Annotated in this window: 23 protein-coding genes and 2 pseudogenes; 9 read left to right on the top strand and 16 right to left on the bottom strand. The window is 43.5% G+C overall.

The features are described 5' to 3' along the window. Window positions 1-117: 117 nt before the first annotated feature. The 5 genes and pseudogenes from H6F77_RS14220 to H6F77_RS14200 all read right to left on the bottom strand — a co-directional run. Window positions 118-1,167 (bottom strand): annotated as a pseudogene (locus H6F77_RS14220) (PAS domain S-box protein); the annotation flags it as partial. Window positions 1,168-1,206: 39 nt separating this feature from the next. After that, window positions 1,207-1,467 (bottom strand): cytochrome-c peroxidase, encoded by a 261-nt coding sequence (locus tag H6F77_RS28425; RefSeq protein WP_190489375.1) that lies wholly within the window; start codon window positions 1,465-1,467, stop codon window positions 1,207-1,209. Beyond that, window positions 1,464-1,793, bottom strand: a complete 330-nt coding sequence (locus H6F77_RS28420) for a cytochrome-c peroxidase (RefSeq protein WP_190489374.1) — start codon at window positions 1,791-1,793, stop codon at window positions 1,464-1,466. Before H6F77_RS28420 ends, H6F77_RS28425 begins: the two co-directional genes overlap by 4 nt. A 751-nt stretch (window positions 1,794-2,544) precedes the next feature. Beyond that, complete coding sequence (locus H6F77_RS14205) at window positions 2,545-2,763, bottom strand: hypothetical protein (RefSeq protein WP_190489373.1); 219 nt, start codon at window positions 2,761-2,763, stop codon at window positions 2,545-2,547. 320 nt (window positions 2,764-3,083) lie between these two features. After that, window positions 3,084-3,353, bottom strand: a pseudogene (locus H6F77_RS14200) (response regulator); the annotation flags it as partial. Window positions 3,354-3,386: 33 nt separating this feature from the next. On the opposite strand from H6F77_RS14200, the gene H6F77_RS14195 reads away from it, so the two are divergent. Continuing rightward, window positions 3,387-3,551 carry a hypothetical protein gene (locus H6F77_RS14195; RefSeq protein ID WP_190489372.1) on the top strand — a complete coding sequence of 55 codons (165 nt, stop codon included), beginning with the start codon at window positions 3,387-3,389 and terminating at the stop codon, window positions 3,549-3,551. A 168-nt stretch (window positions 3,552-3,719) separates the two neighbouring features. Here H6F77_RS14195 and H6F77_RS14190 read toward each other — a convergent pair whose 3' ends face one another. The 5 genes from H6F77_RS14190 to H6F77_RS14175 form a co-directional block, all read right to left on the bottom strand. Next, window positions 3,720-4,163: a hypothetical protein gene (locus H6F77_RS14190; protein ID WP_190489371.1), complete on the bottom strand. Its 444-nt coding sequence runs from the start codon at window positions 4,161-4,163 to the stop codon at window positions 3,720-3,722. A 273-nt stretch (window positions 4,164-4,436) separates the two neighbouring features. Further along, window positions 4,437-4,571, bottom strand: coding sequence for a hypothetical protein (locus H6F77_RS28415; protein WP_255515754.1), 135 nt, complete (start codon window positions 4,569-4,571; stop codon window positions 4,437-4,439). A 39-nt stretch (window positions 4,572-4,610) separates the two neighbouring features. Next, window positions 4,611-4,961, bottom strand: coding sequence for a helix-turn-helix domain-containing transcriptional regulator (locus H6F77_RS14185; RefSeq protein WP_190489370.1), 351 nt, complete (start codon window positions 4,959-4,961; stop codon window positions 4,611-4,613). Further along, window positions 4,954-5,292 carry a type II toxin-antitoxin system RelE/ParE family toxin gene (locus H6F77_RS14180; protein ID WP_190489369.1) on the bottom strand — a complete coding sequence of 113 codons (339 nt, stop codon included), beginning with the start codon at window positions 5,290-5,292 and terminating at the stop codon, window positions 4,954-4,956. Before H6F77_RS14180 ends, H6F77_RS14185 begins: the two co-directional genes overlap by 8 nt. 194 nt (window positions 5,293-5,486) lie before the next feature. Further along, the gene (locus H6F77_RS14175) at window positions 5,487-6,749 is read right to left on the bottom strand and encodes a serine/threonine-protein kinase (protein WP_190489368.1); all 1,263 of its coding nucleotides are present in this window, start codon (window positions 6,747-6,749) and stop codon (window positions 5,487-5,489) included. A 288-nt stretch (window positions 6,750-7,037) separates the two neighbouring features. On the opposite strand from H6F77_RS14175, the gene H6F77_RS14170 reads away from it, so the two are divergent. Genes H6F77_RS14170 through H6F77_RS14160 form a run of 3 tightly spaced genes read left to right on the top strand, consistent with a single transcriptional unit; the run spans window position 7,038 to window position 9,004 of the window. Further along, window positions 7,038-7,427, top strand: coding sequence for a MerR family transcriptional regulator (locus tag H6F77_RS14170; protein WP_199321337.1), 390 nt, complete (start codon window positions 7,038-7,040; stop codon window positions 7,425-7,427). Window positions 7,428-7,485: 58 nt separating this feature from the next. After that, window positions 7,486-7,977 (top strand): DinB family protein, encoded by a 492-nt coding sequence (locus tag H6F77_RS14165; RefSeq protein ID WP_190489367.1) that lies wholly within the window; start codon window positions 7,486-7,488, stop codon window positions 7,975-7,977. 46 nt (window positions 7,978-8,023) lie between these two features. Next, a complete protein-coding gene (locus H6F77_RS14160; protein ID WP_190489366.1) occupies window positions 8,024-9,004 on the top strand; it encodes an aldo/keto reductase in 981 nt (326 codons plus the stop codon). Window positions 9,005-9,062: 58 nt separating this feature from the next. Here H6F77_RS14160 and trpA read toward each other — a convergent pair whose 3' ends face one another. The 4 genes from trpA to H6F77_RS14140 all read right to left on the bottom strand — a co-directional run bounded on the left by trpA (window position 9,063) and on the right by H6F77_RS14140 (window position 10,778). After that, the gene (gene trpA, locus H6F77_RS14155; RefSeq protein ID WP_190489365.1) at window positions 9,063-9,860 is read right to left on the bottom strand and encodes a tryptophan synthase subunit alpha; all 798 of its coding nucleotides are present in this window, start codon (window positions 9,858-9,860) and stop codon (window positions 9,063-9,065) included. Between the two features lie 79 nt (window positions 9,861-9,939). After that, the gene (locus H6F77_RS14150; protein ID WP_190489364.1) at window positions 9,940-10,272 is read right to left on the bottom strand and encodes a DUF3007 family protein; all 333 of its coding nucleotides are present in this window, start codon (window positions 10,270-10,272) and stop codon (window positions 9,940-9,942) included. A 41-nt stretch (window positions 10,273-10,313) separates the two neighbouring features. After that, complete coding sequence (ndhL, locus tag H6F77_RS14145; protein ID WP_514131591.1) at window positions 10,314-10,532, bottom strand: NAD(P)H-quinone oxidoreductase subunit L; 219 nt, start codon at window positions 10,530-10,532, stop codon at window positions 10,314-10,316. Window positions 10,533-10,580: 48 nt separating this feature from the next. Next, entirely contained in the window at window positions 10,581-10,778 is a 198-nt protein-coding gene (locus H6F77_RS14140) for a hypothetical protein (RefSeq protein WP_190489363.1), read from the bottom strand. Window positions 10,779-11,238: 460 nt separating this feature from the next. Here H6F77_RS14140 and H6F77_RS28410 point away from each other — a divergent pair, with 460 nt between their 5' ends. The 4 genes from H6F77_RS28410 (at window position 11,239) to H6F77_RS14125 (ending at window position 15,751) form a co-directional block, all read left to right on the top strand. Next, window positions 11,239-11,367 (top strand): hypothetical protein, encoded by a 129-nt coding sequence (locus H6F77_RS28410; RefSeq protein WP_255515752.1) that lies wholly within the window; start codon window positions 11,239-11,241, stop codon window positions 11,365-11,367. Window positions 11,368-11,520: 153 nt separating this feature from the next. After that, window positions 11,521-12,615 (top strand): hypothetical protein, encoded by a 1,095-nt coding sequence (locus H6F77_RS14135; RefSeq protein WP_190489362.1) that lies wholly within the window; start codon window positions 11,521-11,523, stop codon window positions 12,613-12,615. Further along, window positions 12,612-14,348: an ATP-binding protein gene (locus H6F77_RS14130; protein ID WP_190489361.1), complete on the top strand. Its 1,737-nt coding sequence runs from the start codon at window positions 12,612-12,614 to the stop codon at window positions 14,346-14,348. The genes H6F77_RS14135 and H6F77_RS14130 overlap by 4 nt, the downstream gene beginning before the upstream one ends. Before the next feature lie 134 nt (window positions 14,349-14,482). Further along, entirely contained in the window at window positions 14,483-15,751 is a 1,269-nt protein-coding gene (locus H6F77_RS14125) for a TRM11 family methyltransferase (RefSeq protein WP_190489360.1), read from the top strand. 238 nt (window positions 15,752-15,989) lie between these two features. On the opposite strand, the gene H6F77_RS14120 is transcribed toward H6F77_RS14125, so the two are convergent. After that, complete coding sequence (locus H6F77_RS14120) at window positions 15,990-16,157, bottom strand: YqaE/Pmp3 family membrane protein (RefSeq protein ID WP_190489359.1); 168 nt, start codon at window positions 16,155-16,157, stop codon at window positions 15,990-15,992. Between the two features lie 163 nt (window positions 16,158-16,320). On the opposite strand from H6F77_RS14120, the gene H6F77_RS14115 reads away from it, so the two are divergent. Continuing rightward, window positions 16,321-16,494: a hypothetical protein gene (locus tag H6F77_RS14115; protein ID WP_190489358.1), complete on the top strand. Its 174-nt coding sequence runs from the start codon at window positions 16,321-16,323 to the stop codon at window positions 16,492-16,494. A gap of 158 nt (window positions 16,495-16,652) precedes the next feature. Here H6F77_RS14115 and H6F77_RS14110 read toward each other — a convergent pair whose 3' ends face one another. Next, window positions 16,653-17,066 (bottom strand): hypothetical protein, encoded by a 414-nt coding sequence (locus H6F77_RS14110; RefSeq protein ID WP_190489357.1) that lies wholly within the window; start codon window positions 17,064-17,066, stop codon window positions 16,653-16,655. Window positions 17,067-17,170 lie beyond the last annotated feature (104 nt).

The raw sequence follows: 17,170 nt of genomic DNA, 5'->3' as shown, positions 1-17,170 counted from the left end.
CGGACAGCAATGTCTTTCCGTTTTGTCGAGTGGCTGAACCACAATCGGGACGTATTCATCGCGAATATCGCAGCTTTGGGCTTTGTTTGGGCTTGAAATCTGTTTAAGTCCCGCTAATCCATGTAGCGATGCTAAGTTGTCGAAGGTAGAGAATATATTGTTAAGTAATGCCACTAATTCTTTTGGCTCAACTTCTGCCGCAAGTTTGGTAAAACCTACAAGATCAGCAAACAGAACGGTTACTGCGGGAAAACTATCAGCGATGGGGTTTGGATCGTGCCTCAAGCGATCTGCAATTGGCTCGGGCAAAATATTCAGCAGGAACTTTTCTGACTTTTCCTTTTCATAGCGCAGCGCTATTTCTGCCTGTTTTCGCTTTGTAATGTCTGAAACAGTGCCTTCATAGTAAAGGATTTTGCCGCTTTGATCTCTAACAGTACGAGCGCTCTGGGAAATCCAAATGGCAGCGCCATCTTTACGATATACCTGAGATTCAAACTTCAAAACCTCATTCTGTTCCTGTAAAACAGCAAGGAAATTATTGCGCTGATTGGCATCAAGGTAGAGGTTCCCCGCTATATCAGCATGGTTTTTGAGCATTTCCTCTGGAGAATCGTAACCATAAATATCGGCAAGGGCACGATTAGCGCTGAGGTAGCGGCCATGCGGTGTAGTTTGGAAGATACCCTCTGTGACGTTTTCAAAGATGCTGCGATATTTTTCTTCTGCTTGTTGGACTGCTAGGGCAGACTTTCTAATTTTGGCGATAATGTAAGCAGAGATGGCAGCGATCGCCACCAGAGAAAACACGAACAGCAAAAAGCGGTAAAACGTGGCAGTGTTTAGGGCTTTTTCATACTCTTGGCTGTAGGCTCTGTAGAGTTCTTCTCCCAGTTGGGGAGTTGGCAAAGCGGATATTTTTAATACCAAAGCATCCACTTGAGGTTTATTTATTAAAATAATTTTTATATGAGCGATCGCAATATCAATGTTTTCCGCCATTTCAGCAGGATAGCGCGAACGATTCTTAGCTAGCCAGTTAATATTGGTGTTGATACTTGGTGCTAGATCTTCAACACCCTGGTGACAGCTTACGCAACCATAATATTTAAATAGGTGATAGCCGTCTTTTTCTTCTTGGGTAATGGCGTTCTTATTACCGCGCAAAAATTTATCAAAACGCGAGTTGGGAGTATAGAGCGATCGCTAATTTTGAGCGATCGCATCTTTTATATTCTCCCTGGTAATGCCATCGGAATAATTTTTACCAAATTTTTCCACATATTCCGGGGATTTTTTGATATTAGCTAATACATCTTGCCATTTATTATCAAAGACTAGCGGGGATGTAACTGCAACATCTATCTGCTCTTCTAGATTTTCAGCGATCGCATTCCAATGTTGTTTAAAATTAAATTCACTATTAAATACAGTCGGTGAGTTTACCTGCATAGAAGCACCGTTCATTCTATTGAATAGCGCACTCTGTCAGTACCTCCTTTATCAAAAAAGTGGCAGCTTACACAAGCTAAACTATTATTACGAGATAACCTAGTATCGTTGAACAGTTTTTCACCCAGAGCCACCTTATTTTCATTCAACTCGATATGTAGCGGAATCGGCTGAATCGGTTCGGTAGATGCCCTAATTTCTACAGGGGTAAATGTTGCTACTTGCGGACTATTATTAGTCTGAAACTGCTGCCATACTACAGCAAAAACATACGAAAGCACAATCAATATAATTAAGTAAATTTGTTTCCTCAACCGCTTGCTGCTATAAAACTGATTCATCTTTTGTCTGCCGAGCTTTTTAGCTATTATTGGGAAATGGTTATAATATTAAAGATGTAAGTAGTAAATGCAGAGTCCCAGAATATATATATTAGAGTCTCTTACCCTGCGCGCAGTAAACCGTAAAAATGCTGATATTAGCGAGAAAAGTTCAGCTATTCAACCAGATTTTCCCAAGCTGATTAAAATACAGCGCTATAAACAGTCAGCCGTTTTAAGAGGAGTTTGGAAGGAATGCAGGGAAATTAGGGGGAAAAAATCACCTGAAGAAGATGGAGTAATAGTTAAGCATACTTAATTTTTCACCACCAACTATTATTATAGGCAAACGATGCGTTTGCTACCACAAGTGTAATTTAGCGTTTGATTATCAGAATACAACAATATAAATAGCCAAATTATTTTAATATTTTCCAGTATTTATATTAATTTTTATTAGTAATAAAAAGAATACTTGTACAAACTTGGCGGATATGTTCAAAATAGACAAAAATTTTCCAGTAAAAACCACGATCAATATAAAAATAAATTGGTCGATATTGCAAAATTATTTTTATAAAATAAATGTAGTTTATTTATGAATATATAAAAACTATCAATTTTGCGTCTATAACGAGCGGAATATCAATGGAAGGTAAAATCCTGTAGTAGAACCAGTAATTTTAACTAATTTTTAAAGATTTGCATAATAACTGAATTAACCAGTAATAAGGATAAAGTGGTTTAAGTTAGTCAGTAGTAAACTGTTTAGCTATTGGTTCTTGCTTGGCATCGCCCCGCAGTTGGGTAAGTTCTGTAAGCGATCGCTCACCCAATCGAGGTTGAAAACGGCTTGATAAATTTGGTTATGAACTTTCAGCAAGCCATCACGTTTCACCAGCAATCCTGATAGCAGCAATTCGACTTGCTCTTGAGAGTCATCAGCTAACACCTCTGTATTCTGTAAAAGTTGTTGACAAAGCCTTAACATCCGTCCGGTGAGCAGGAAGGGTTGCCCTCCTGTCTAATGCCAAATTCGCTTTAAAATAGTTTGGGGACGGCTAACAATCCTAGTTAAACCTGATGCGAGGGCCATTGCTTCATGCTGCTCAAATCCAACAAGATTGATAGCTCTTCCGATATTAAATGGGGTCGGTTGATGTCAGCCATTAAAGCTGTTGGCATGAAAACTCCGAACAAAGCAAATGCAAGGCGTTTATAAGCTAGGTTAGGTTTTCAGCACGTTTGTTGTAGCACGCGCAAATTAGGGCAAAAAAATCTTCAATGGGGAACTCAAGACCGAGTACGCTATCAACTTAATTCAACCTGAAAAGGTTTGGTAATGTAGTCTGCACCCCCGGCAGTACAGGCTGTAACCTTGTTGAAAGTTTTATCTAAAGCGCTAAGAAAAGTTACCGTAATTTGTGAAGTTTGTGGGCCACTTTTCAGGCGATCGCACACTTCATAGCCATTCATTTCTGGCATTAAAATATCGAGGAGAATTAGATCGGCTGAAGTAGAGCTGCACGCTCTACTTGCTATTTGCCCTGTAACTACGCGCCCGAATTTATATCCCTGCTGAGTTAGAGTTTTACCGGAAAATCTCTATCAGTTGTGCAATACCATACCCCTGACTTCTCAACAGGATGCTGTGCCCTCGTTGGCGCACCTGATGATGACGGCTCTGCTGATGAATGCGTTGCAGCAACTGTTTCTTTTCGGGAAGAATTTACGGCTCAAGGGCATCTTCACCTTCAATGGAAAACAAAATTATCCTAGTCGATTTTCCTTGCTCTGTGTAATTAATTATTGACATCTACTTATGTTTTTGTAGAAGATAACCGCGATCGCTACAAATAGAAAAAGGCGATCGCGTGTCTAAAACGCGATCGCCTTTTTTCTAATTGAAGATTGCAGATTTTTAATAGTCTTCGTCGCTAGTACAGCTTATCTGTTAATATCGCCAAGTCTTAGCTGGAAGCTAGCATCTCCTGGTCTGTTGTAGGGGATCGCTTGCTGTCTTTCTGCTAGCGGCAAAACAAGCACCTCTTGGTTGTAAGTATACTGAGGGACACCTGTAGCACTAAGACCATTTAATTGGCTGTTGCTTTGATTCGGCGTGCCATTATCTTCTAGAGCAGCGGGTATATTTGTGCGATTGTTGCCGTTAAGGGTAAAGTTGGGATTCGTCAAAATTATTCTGTTGTTACTATCAAGCGTTCTTTGGAAGTCTATTTGTCTACTATTATTACCTACTCCCACATTCTGGAAGTATCGAGCGCCATTGCGAACTATGGGTTGTGGTGATTGTTGAGCATTGACAACAAAAGGGACTCCACTTATTCCAGCAACTACGCCCAGGATTGTCATGCCTGTAAAAACGGTTTTCATGGCTTTTTCCTAAATTTATTAAATTGAGTGGGATAGCAAATTTTTGTTAGCTTCCTGACTTTTTAAATTCATCCCGAATCAAGTACGCATCAACTTAAATAATGTTGTTCGCGATCGCACTCCTCAATGCAGTTTTGATAAAGCCCGTTGGGAAATAAGGTGTAATTTTACATTAACCAGCTTGTATGGTTGCAACCAACATCCCCAAAAGCTGAAGCTTTATCAATAGATTCGTATTATCATATTATTTGTATAGAGTCAAGTAATCTTCTCTCAAAAGACGCATTTCCGGGGCTTGAGGGCTGTATGCGATCGCGCCAAAGGATAGAGTACGCGGATTGTGCGCGATCGCGTCAGCTGGGTATTTTCCCTACCTTGCGCCCCAGCTAGACGCTTTATGCCTTTCATCCCTATGGCGGACACCAACGCGGGGGAATTAGATATGTACTAAACCGTTAATTCCTCGCCACTGGCAGAATTAATGAGACTATCTTTTGCCTCATCGCAAACAGTAACAGTTAGTTTTAAACCCAGAGCATTTAGCCAATTACCCAGGTTATAAATTGCATCGCTTCCCCGCTGTGACAACAACTGGGAAAGTTTTTCCCGGTGCATTTTAGCTTCCTCTTCAGACATATTCCTTTCACCAAGAGCCTCAGCTACATTGCTAAGTGCCAGTTCCAGCAGTTCCGGTTCAGGGCCTTTTTCTTCCAAGTGAGTCTCTAGATAGACAGCCGCATAACTTGGATCTTTGAGACGCGAAATAAGATAAGGATGGTAGCTCACACTTTTAGGCATTGTCTTGACTCCTGTAATCTGTCCAGTATTCCTTAGCTCTGCGAATGTCTTGCTCTTGAGTGCTTTTATCTCCGCCACAAAGAAGCAGCACAATTGTTAAGCCTATTTGTCCAAAGTAGATCCTGTAGCCAGGGCCATAGTCAATTCTAAGTTCAGATACTCCTTCTCCAACGGAGCGATAATCTCCTAGATTACCCAGACTAACTCGGTCAAGTCTTTTATTAATATTAGTTTGGGCTTTGACATTATGGAGAGAATCTAACCACTCATCGAAAGGAACTCTGCCATCTGGCTTAACGTAACGCTGAATATCCCTTGGTTGTGCTGGCATAATTTGATTGTAGCTGGTCAGCACTTCAATAATACAGGCGCTCGCGTGTTCTATGAAGTGAAATATTCCTTCTCGCGCTCGCGCTTTACTAACATTTTTTATTAAGCGCAAATCATCCGATTCCAACTAATCGGATGAAACGCGATCTCCCTTCATTTTATCTTGTGGTGCGGTCAAGATACCCGCACCAAAATTTACCAATCTTTCCGCGACAGCAACGCTGCAACAGATTCCTGATGTCGCAACGCAAAACTATCAGAAACCAAGAGGGACGGAAATTGTCCCTCTGGGGCTTTATCGCTAAATTTCAAACTTGAATAAGAAAGCCAAGTGCCGTTAACTCGCCATCCCACTTGCTCTCCAAAGCGACACCAAGCATCCCAATCTGCCTTCTTTGTACCGCCAATCTGCTCCCAAATCCGCTTTTGGGGAATTAAGCCGAAGCGTCCTTTACTATGTTCTCCCCAAAGTAGATCGATTGTGCGTAAATCTTGAAGGGGCAAACTTTCGATATCTTCTACTCTCAGCCAGCCTTCTCGTCCTGCTACTTTAAGCATCAGTCGCCCAGTTTCTTTATCTGCTTCTTGCCATTTCCCGGCGGCTAATAGTTCCCGCAGTTTGCTGTAATTATCAGCAGCAAGAGTATTCATTAAAGGTGGCAATAATGCCAGCCACTCGCGTACAGATTGGGGGCGATGTTCTGGCTTTAATGCCATACCTTTAAGTATGGCTTGATTGACGCGATCGCTAATATCTGGATTTAGCTGCTTTGGTGCTTCCAGCGTTCCCCAAAAAGCCCTTACTGGTGCAGGCGCTGGTATTTCTTTAGTTAACAATGAATACAGCGTTGCGGCTAAAGCATAAACATCGGTGTAAGCACCCCGTTTGGCTCGCCAATCATACTGTTCAATCGGCGCAAATCCTTCCGATAAAAATTGCGAATGAGTCTGAGTTAAATTCGGAGTAAACTCCCGTGCAATCCCAAAATCAATCAACACGGCTTCCGATTTACTAGCTCTAAGCATAATATTGATCGGCTTTATATCTCGGTGCAACAAGCCATTTTGATGTACCATCTCCAGCGCATCGCCAATCTGGTAAATGTAGCGCAGTGCTTCCGACTCTGGCAAAGCACCTTTATTCCAAACCCGATGGCCTAAATCTTGCCCATCTACATATTCCATCACTATGCACCAGACTTCACCATCTTGGATTACTTCATCAATCCGCACGATATGAGGATGAGTCAATTTTGCTAGCCGCATCGCTTCGTTCAAAAAATCTTGCTGATATTTCGGCCATGCTGAATCTAGCAACCAGTCGTTGAGAGTTTTGATCGCTACCCAATTACCGCGTTTGTCTTTGGCTTGGTAGGTGGTGCCAAATCCACCGCTACCCAGCCTTTTCTCGATGATGTACTTGCCTTGTTGTAACTTGTGACCTTTTGCCCAAGCCATTGTTCACAACTCCGAGATGGTTGTGTCTATTTTGGCATAAATAGTACATTTGCACTACTTTATTGCAGGTTGAATTGCGGCTTAAAAAAGGTTAATTGGGCAAAATTTATTGCTATAAGCATCTAACCTAATTGCTGCGCTGATGTTCGACTCTAATTAGCGAATAGCTGCGGCAAGCTATCTTTCGCTCGCTTATTCTAGGGGTACGCGATCGCAACTATTCCCCTTGACACTGATGAGGCAAATCGCTATGTTAAATATAACGTTAACGTTAAAGTTTAAAATTAAGTGACTGAAAAAATGCGAATCGGGGAGCTTGCCCAAAAAGCTAGCGTTACTCCTCGCACAATTCGCTACTACGAAGATCTAGGGCTACTTGGGCCAAGCGAACGTGAGGGCAAAGGCTTTCGCTACTACACTGAGGTTGAGCTAGCTAGACTCCGTAAAATTGATGCGCTCAAAGGGTTGGGACTGAGCCTAGAAGAAATTCGCAGCATTATCGACTTATTTTTTGAGGAGCCGACGATGTTACGGGGTAAGCAGAAATTGCTGGAAATTCTTCACAACCATCTTCAGGAGACTGATGAGAAGATCGAAGCCCTATCGCAGTTTCGCACAGACTTGCAAGCGAATATCGCCAGAATAGAGCAATACATCGAGGAGGTTAGCAGCCAGTAATTTTTTTAATTTTAATCTAACGTTAACGTTAAAGTTACGCTATAAGAGGAGTAAGGCAATGCTCATCCCGCACTTTCAGATGCTGGCGCGATACAACACTTTGGCAAATAGCAGGCTATATGAAGTATGCGCTCGGCTTTCCGATGCAGAACGCAAGCGCGTTAGACCAGCCTTTTTCAAAAGTATTCACGGAACGCTTAATCACATTATGGTAGGCGATCGCATCTGGCTGACGCGGTTTGAGAGGAGAGAAATACCATCGACAGGACTCGACGCGATCCTCTATGAAGATTTTGACGAGCTTCGTGCAGCTCGGACATCAGAAGATGAGCGTATCGAAAGCTTTGCATCTGGTTTAAACGAAGGATTCTTGGGGGGTTCGATTCAGTACCGCAATAACCAAGGGAAAATTTATACCGATCCGGTTGACTTGTTAGTAGCGCACTTTTTTAATCACCAGACGCACCACCGGGGGCAAATTCACGACATGCTAACCCAAACGGAAATTGCCCCGCCAGTTTTGGATATGCATCGGGTTATTCGACCATAGCCAAGTCAGTTTTCAAACAATTTGTTGAGAAAATAAGGAGAAAAAGATGAAAAATCGGAAACTCGGAAGCCAAGGATTGAGCGTGTCGGAACTAGGACTGGGATGTATGGGTATGTCCGAGTTCTACGGCGCGGGTGATGAGGCGGAGTCGATTGCTACCATTCATCGCGCTATAGAGCTGGGTGTTAATTTCTTTGATACCGCCGATATGTATGGAATTGGGGCGAACGAACAGTTAGTTGGCAAGACTATAAAAGACAGACGCGATCGCGTCGTTATTGCGACAAAGTTCGGCATCCAACGCGGCGAAGATAAAGGTTTTCGCGGTATAAATGGCAGTCCTGAATATCTGCGTCAGGCGTGCGATGCATCGTTGCAACGGTTGGGAATTGAATACATTGACCTTTATTACCAACACCGCGTCGATCCCAACGTGCCGATAGAGGAGACAGTTGGTGCAATGGCAGAGTTGGTAAAGCAGGGTAAAGTCCGCTACCTTGGTCTTTCTGAAGCAGCTCCCGCTACAATTCGCCGCGCCCATTCCGTACACCCGATTACGGCTTTGCAGACAGAATATTCGCTGTGGAGTCGAGATCCCGAAGAGGAGATTTTACCGACTGTCCGGGAGTTGGGTATTGGCTTTGTGCCTTACAGCCCGCTAGGACGGGGGTTTCTTTCGGGGACGATTACCAGTCCAGACGATCTTGCTCCCGACGACTTCAGAAGACATTCGCCCAGATTCCAAGGCGAGAACTTTTACAAAAATATTGAAGTGGTGGAGCGCGTTAAGGAAATTGCTGCTGAAAAGGGTGCGACGCCGGGACAATTAGCGCTGGCGTGGTTGCTCGCGCAGGGAGAGGAAATCGTGCCGATTCCTGGAACCAAGCGCCGCGTCTACCTTGAGGAGAATGTTGGCGCAGTGGAGATAACGTTGAGTAAAGAAGAACTTCAGCGCATAGATGAGGTAGCGCCCAAGGGTGTTGCTCTTGGCAATCGCTACCCAGATATGAGCAGTGTAAATCGGTAGGCGGGGACCTCACCCCAACCCCTCTCCTGCAAGGAGAGGGGTTGGGGTGAGGTGCTAGCTAATCGCTAATTGCTGCTTTGAGACTTTGACAAAACTCTGCGATCGCTTTTAATCCCTGTTCTGGCGTCCCGTCAGCCAAGCGTTTGACAAAGGCGCTACCGACAATTACTGCATCTGCGCCCCAATCTTTTACCTGGCGGGCGTGTGCTGGTTCGGATATGCCAAAGCCGATGCCGATGGGTTTATCGGTGATTTGTCGCATCTGGCCGAGTATATCTTGCACTCGGTCTTCTAGTCCGGAGCGCATTCCAGTAACTCCGGTGACGCTGACGAGGTAAATGAAGCCTTGAGACTGACGGGCGATCGCTTCTATGCGTTCTTTAGGACTTGTGGGCGCTACCAACAACGTCACCTCAATGCCAATTTCTTTAGCTGGTTGCAGCAATGCTTCGGCTTCTTCGAGGGGTACGTCAGGTACGACTAAGCCGCGCACGCCTGATGCAGAAATTTTCTTTAAGAATGTTTCGATGCCCAGATTGAGGATGGGGTTGTAGTAAGTGAAGAGGATAATAGGCGATCGCACTTCAGCAACGACGCCCGAAACCATTTCTAACACTTGATCTAGACGGGTTCCTCGTTGCAAAGCCCTGGTTGCCGCCGCTTGAATTGTGGGGCCATCTGCAAGGGGATCTGAGTAGGGGACGCCCAGCTCGATTATATCTGCACCGCTGCGGTCTAATAGCTTTAAAGCTGCTTCAGTTGTCTGCAAATCTGGATCGCCAGCGGTGATGAAGGGAATCAGGGCACACTGTTTGCGATCGCGCAGAGACTTAAAGCACTCTTGAATTGAAGTCATTTTATTAACAACCATTATATTTTCACCCCCTCGTTCCCGGATCTGCCTGGGAATGCAAGGGGGGGCACCTTGGAGTTTATTAGGGTTTCGAGGTGGGAGGGGGAGTTGCCTGTTGCTTTTCTTGTTCAATTTCAGCTTGCAGCTTTGCCAGTTCTTCCGGCGTCATTTCTTCTAGCCGCTTCTGCAAAACTGCATCTTCGTAGTCTTTGACTTGTTGGTTGTAGGTCATATTTTTTGTCCCGACTCGGAACAAGTAGGTTAGCAGCCAACCGACTAACCCGCCAACCAACAAAAACTGACTCCAGATGCCAGCTTCTAGGTTGTCCATCCCAGCAGCTTGCAATACCAGATAAGCTACGCCACCAGCGACAAAGACACCGATGCCAATACCTAAAACGTCAATTCGTCTCATAAAAAGCTATTTGTAGGGTGGGCGGTGCCCACCAGCCTCGCTTACCCCTGAATTTGCCGCTTTTTGGGGCGATAATTCAGGAAAGGAGCGAACAGCAGCAGACCGGGGAAGAAGAAGAAAACCATAAAGTACATAAAGCCGCGCTCAAATGAGCTAGCGACGTACCAGCGATTTTGCAGGTAGGCATAAAGCGCCAAGGGAACTGCTACGAGGTAGGCTCCAGCCAAAGCGAAGTACAGTCCGGCAACTAGCATGTTCATTTTTAGACGACGCTGCTCAACTTTTTTATTTTACAGCCTGAGAGCGTTTTAACGAGCGTAAGGTGGGAGGGAGCGATCGCGCTTTTTTTTCCAACCTGTTGCACAAATGCCCCCATTAATGGTGGAATATACAAGTGAGGCAATTTTGTACACAACAAGAAAGCCAGAGCGATCCAAAAGGGGGCGTGGCGGAATGGCAGACGCTACGGACTTAGAAAACTGAGCCTTGACGAAGAAATTTGTCAAGTGACTGCTCTCAAATTCAGGGAAACCTAACTCTGGCAACAGACAAGGCAATCCTGAGCCAAGCCGAGAATAAAAGCCTCGGAAGGTGCAGAGACTCGACGGGAGCTACCCTAACGTGAAGCCGAGGGTAAAGGGAGAGTCCAATTCTCAAAGCCTGCGGGCAGTAGCGAAAGCTACGGGAGAATGAAAATCCGTTGACCTTAACAGTCGTGTGGGTTCAAGTCCCACCGCCCCCATATTAAGAAAACTGAATAATTTTTTTGACACTGATAGATTACGATTGACTAATTATTTGTCATAGTTGTCAAATGAATGTTGTTTTGACAAATTATCTGTCAATGCCAAATTCAGTTTTATCTATAGTCTAAGCGCTTTAGAGGGCTGTTGCCACTGGAACGGGACGGAGTATTTATTACTCTGGTTCTGAGTTGGCAGAGTTGGCGGTGATGGAATATTGGTTATGGTGGACTTGAGCTTTGAGTTAGCGGCTAAGGCATTGCAGGCTTTGAAGCACAATGCCCCGAATTTTTCCCATCCAGTGGTGCAGAAGCGATTCATGTTGGTTTGGGATAGGGAAGAAAAAATTTAAGGTTAGAAGAGTTTGATCAAGAAGATGCGATCGCATCCTTAGATAAAGGTCAGCCTGTAATTCCAGTATGCTTAGATGTAATTTCTCAGCAGTTGAATAACAGGCTCCATGAGCGGAATCAATATGCTTAATCTGTATGGGAGGTAATGCTTAATGACCAATAGTAGAAATACACAGCCTGATGAGGGTATTTTTGATTCTGCTTTGGCTAACCAACGTCCAGTACCAGAAACCTTCTTCCTCGATTTTTCTGCCGACCAAACAATTGCCCAAAATCTTCACCAATCAGATGAAGCTGTGCAGCGTCGGATACGCCAATTCATGGAAGATGCTACCAGTCCAACCCAGTTTTTATTTGACTTCAATACATATGGTAATAATTTCGATGAAGAAGTCGCAGCAGATTTAAGCAGTGGGGCAATTGCAGCCATTGACTCTACAGATATTTTACCGATTACTGACTTAATGACCACATCTTTTTATGCTGTTGGAGTTGGATGTATTACAAGCCAGAATCGCCATAAACCAGAGTTTATTTTGACTTGGACCAACGCTAAATATGCAACACCTGATAAGATTACCGCTGATGATAAAGACTTGTGGAGTTTATGCGACGACTTAGATAATGCTCGGCAGACGAAAGGATCTTGGGCAACTACATTTCGAGAACACCAAGAACGAAAATTCGCAATTGATGATGACAAGTGTAAGCAAGAAACCGTGCTGTTAGATGGCCCTATTTTTACTCAAAACCTGATTACCCAGCATTCAGGACGAGAACTTTATTCTGAGATGATGGAAAAAGGGAAGCGCTTTATTGGTGTAATCAAAGATTTGGGAAGTTCATGGGCAATTAGTAAGTGGACAGCTATGAGTTTAGAGCGAGGAGAAGGGTTTGTACTCTGTCCAATCCAAGACCAATATCAACGACGGTTTGGAGATAATAGAACTATTAATACCTGGGTTGGTGCATTACCTGGACAGTATGTTCGGGTTGTTTATCGTCCTGCTGAGAAAGCCTTTGCCTTTGAGTGTGCTTTAGCTGATTTATCATACGCAGTGAGCCTATTAAGACAAAATGCTAGTCCAACAATTAACCACGAAATACCGCTTTTGCTGGAAACTGTTGATTGGCATCTCAGAGGAAGCAACAATTCCCAGGCTATTAAACACTCTTTTATTAGCGAAATCCAGCGCAATAACTATCGTATGGGAGTAGATATTACAAATGAAGGTAACTACCGATGACGCTAATTCAAATTCCTGACACAATTAATTCTGATTTAAGTTTAATATCTGGCTACACCTTTAACGAGCCAGAGTTATCAGCCAACGATTTCGTCATTGTTGAAGATCGCGCAAGTCACAGAAACTATTTTGGGCAAGTTGTTGGGCCACAGGCTAACTTAAATCGTTCGGCCCTTGGTCCACAAGATAATGCGACAATCAATGCTTTTGAGCAGTTAGAGCAGAATAACTACACTCGTGAAGTTGTAGTTAAGGAGGTTTATTTTTATCAGGTAAACCTGATTAAAGACATTACCCAAGACCCACCTAGTAGCGTTCGTCGGCGACCCCAAATTGGCTCTATTGCCAGACAAGCCACTGAAGAGGAGATCATCAAATACTTAAACTTGCCCGATGCTGATGAAAGATATCGAATTGGACAGATTATCGATACAAACATTGGCATTTATATCAATCCCCGAACTCTTTTCTATCAAAGCTTGATTGCTGGTGCAACTGGGAGCGGAAAAACTAATTCTTGTGCCAATTACATCCGCGCTGCATTACAAATGGATTTTGCGGTTATTATTTACGATCACAAGCCTGATTATCAGCATATTAATAGACGGAATCAGGATGCAATAAACATTTTAAATGAAAATGGTCAAACAGACCAAGATACAACCTGGATTGAAGGAGTTAATGCTGATTTTTACTACTTGGGAGAGGACTCAACTGCCTTTCAAGGTACTCCAATTGCTATTCCTGCTTCAGAATTCGATCCGGCAGTTCTGGCAGCAGTAATGTACTACCCTCCTAATGAAACTAACTCTCGTGAAGAATTCGAGACTTTATTAGAAGAATTTGACGACGAACGACACGCAGATCAAAATGGTAACGAGCTAGTAATTTGGACGCTCGGTGACTTTTTTCAATGGGTCACTAGCAACCAAGATCCTTGGCAGCCACCTGGGCACGCTAGAGAGCGGTTCAAAGGACCACAAGCAAAAACTTACACAACTATGGTGAGTAAAATGCTCCGCCGGAATCGTCGTCCGGCTTGGGTTGACGGTGGACTGCCAATCCGTCCAATAGCGAATCCTAACGGTACTAGAGGCAGAAGATCCAGTCCAAGTGCGGCTGTATTTGGTCAAGATCGAACCCCACAACCACCACAATGGTTCGATCCTACTAATCTATTACAATCTGGAAGAGCATTAGTTATCCGCGTGGGACAGGCAGGTGGAGGGCGTGACTATGGATTGTTCCTCAACTATATGCTTAAGCGAGTTTACGATCTCAAGGAGCAACGCCAGATTACTTTCCCAGTGCTGCACCATATTGATGAAGCTCAAGACCTCTTCAATGGAAGTAAGCAGTTTGCCTCTGCAATAGGTAATGTACTTAGCGAAGGAGTCCGTAAAGGCAGAAGCCGACAAATTGCTTTTACTATTGCTGTTCAAAGTGCTGCTCAGATACCTGATGACATATTGAATAATTTAAACACTCGCATTATTCATCGCCATAACCGAGCGAGTGAAGCGCAAAGAGCATTAGAGAAAGCCGCAGATGCCCAAATTTCCATGACTAAGAATTTTGGGCCTGGTGAGGCACTTGTCGATCTATTTGGTGCTTCAGCAGTAGTTAATGCCAGAATGCGTTTATCGCCTTTTCAGCTTACTACTGAGGAGTTGTTGCAGCAGCAAGAACAACAAGCCCAGGAAGACATAGCCCAGGAAGACATAGAATTCTAGTTCCAAAGAAAACGCATAAACTTGCTGAATAAAAGTTAACCCATTTCTAAAATATCGAACCAACAGCCAGAGAGTCTGGCTTCATCTTCTATCGTCCTAACTGTCGTTGTCGGTATTCAGGATAAAATTAATTAATGAAAGAACCTTTTTCTGAACACGAATTCGCTATTATCCCCACCGTTGTTACTGGCAATCAAGAAATGGTTGTCGTACAGTTTTTGAAAACGGCTATAGAATTATTAAAGGAAGCTAGAACACTAGAAGAAACTCAGGAAGTTTGGCAAAAAGTCAATGCGCTGGAAGCTCTCTCTAAAAAATTCCGATTAAATAAGGAGGTGCAGCTTGACGCTACTGAATTGCGGATTCGGATTGAACGCCGATTGGGAGAAATATTAAGCCAAAAAAGTGAAAGCAGAGAAGAAGATATAAAAAAACAGAATCAAAATTCAAGTAACATTTATTGGGATTCAGTGGATTCTAAAAATGTCCGAGCAAACCGTAGTTTCACAAAAAATGAGTGGTCAAAATTCCAATTGCTTGCAAGCACTTCCCATGAACTATTTGAAGCTGTTATAACTGATTTGAGAACTGAAGCAGCCATTAATAGGCAGACAGCTTTATCTACAACCGGAATACTACGGGCTATTCGGAATGAGCAGAAAAAAGATAGGGAACCACTATTTAGCCCTATCATCAAGCCTTCTGACAACTGGAATTTTAGCACGATCCACTACGGTCGGATTGATGAAAAAGCGGGGGAAGACAGGGGTTACATTCCTGGCGAAATTTACGCTAACTGCTTCTGGTACTACGTCAAGCCTGGTGATTTGGTTGTTGCACCAATGGCAGGATCTGGTCAGGTTTGGCGGGTGTATGAAGCTCGTCAAGAGTGGATGGGTCAGCACGTTTATGATTTTAAGTTAAAAATGTTTGATCTGACTCCTCGCGGGAAGTATAAAGATTTAATTACTCAACATGACTTGACAAAAAGTTTCCCAGTTATTAATCCTGATTACATTATTATAGACATTCCCTACTATGGGATGGTTGCCCAGCAGTATTCTAATAAATCTGAAGATTTAGCCAATATGGCTTTAGAAAATTGGCAGTTAGCTATGCAAGCGATATCCAACAACTGTGCTGCTGTGCAACATGCAGGAAAACTTTGTACTGTTATATGCCCCAACTATCGAGATGTAGCTAAGGGTTTGATAGTAATGATCGCAGACAAAATTAGATTATTATGGGAATCTGCTGGTTATATTCTCTACGATAAAGCTTATTCCAGTCGGAGAATTCAGCAAAATCAAACTCCTAATATGGCCAGAATGAACAATCACGCTAAAGCAAATCGAATTATGTTGACAGACATCACAGAAATTTTAACATTTCGGAAACTTTAAACATTGCCTTACATTTCGGCCACTCTGAAAACAAGCTGAGGTTGTGGCGATCGCTCCTTTTTCCCTGAAGCTAGCTCGTTCCAACTACGATAGCCTCACATTCTTGAGGTTAGGATAGATTACTATAAAACACGCGATCGGGTCGCAGCAGCAAGAGTTTACAAAACTACCCTGCTACTGCGAACTCTGGTTCGATCGCTAAAAATGTGGATTTTGGACACGAGCGGGAAAATCTGCATTAACCTTTATCATGTTTAGCAATTACCCAAATAGCGTGGACAATGCCGGGGATATAGGCAAGAAAGGTTAGCAGTATATTGATCCAAAAAGCACTACCCAAACCAACTGTCAAAAAGACTCCCAAAGGGGGTAAAAAAATGGCAGCAATGAGTCGGACTACTTTCATAATGGATTCTGGTTCCAGATTAATAGTATATGCTTCCACAATAATAGATCTTTGAAATAAAAGCGGGTAAGCCAAGCTAGGCAGTAGGCGATCGCATCCTTTCCCATTCCATCTGATTAGCTCCAAACTGCCAGGATGTCCACACGGCGGCGGTTAGCAGAGCATGACTGGAAAGAGAGATCGCACTCCTCAAGAGCGATCGCATCCTCAATCCACCCTGCAAAAACAAGCCGCAATGGTGGAAAGACTCGCCCCCTGCATCCTAAAATCAAAGTTTGCCCCTAGAAGTGGCGATCGCACTTGGCATTTGCTACTGTATAAATTCGAGCGATACTAAAGTGTTTGCTGAGAAAGCAATGGTTAATGGCAATATTAATTAATGGGATTAGCAAGTTGGCAAAATGTACGTGAGTTGCCGATTGCACCATAATAAATATTGCTGGTAAAATTACCTTTTATTGTCTAAATACCCAACAGAAGATGCACCCTATTTTATTAAGGTAATGCAGGCTTAGAAGAGTTAACTGTCGCTTGCGTCGCTGCCCACTCTCTCATGCTGTCGTTATAACCATTAGAGCGACCAAGAATGGAATCATCAATAACACAACCAGCGATCGCAACTAAAGGAAAACCTGTTTGTTGGTCAACGCCCGAACCACCGGGTTTCCCAAATGTGTATATGCTCGGTTCTCCCTTAGCGATGTTTTCTTGGGCTTCACGCTGACCTTGAGCATAGGCACTCTGGTACTCGCTAGACCGATTTGGCACGCTTTTAGCCTCGGAACTAAGAACAGGAGTTGGCGCATTTGCAGAAGCATGGCGCTTTGAAGATATTTCAGCCATGACAGGGCTTGTTACTGCCAGCAGCAGTCCAGAACAAAATATGATGCTACGCCACAGGGGTTTCATTGGAGGAACTCTTGCTATACTTATTTGCTATTTCGGTTATAGAAGCTCTAGAGTAGCTGTTTATGTCATGTATCGAAAATAGCAACGAAAGAGGCTGAACCACT

Source organism: Microcoleus sp. FACHB-831, from assembly GCF_014695585.1.
Taxonomy (GTDB): domain Bacteria; phylum Cyanobacteriota; class Cyanobacteriia; order Cyanobacteriales; family FACHB-T130; genus FACHB-831.
This window is presented reverse-complemented; position numbering and strand designations above follow the sequence as displayed.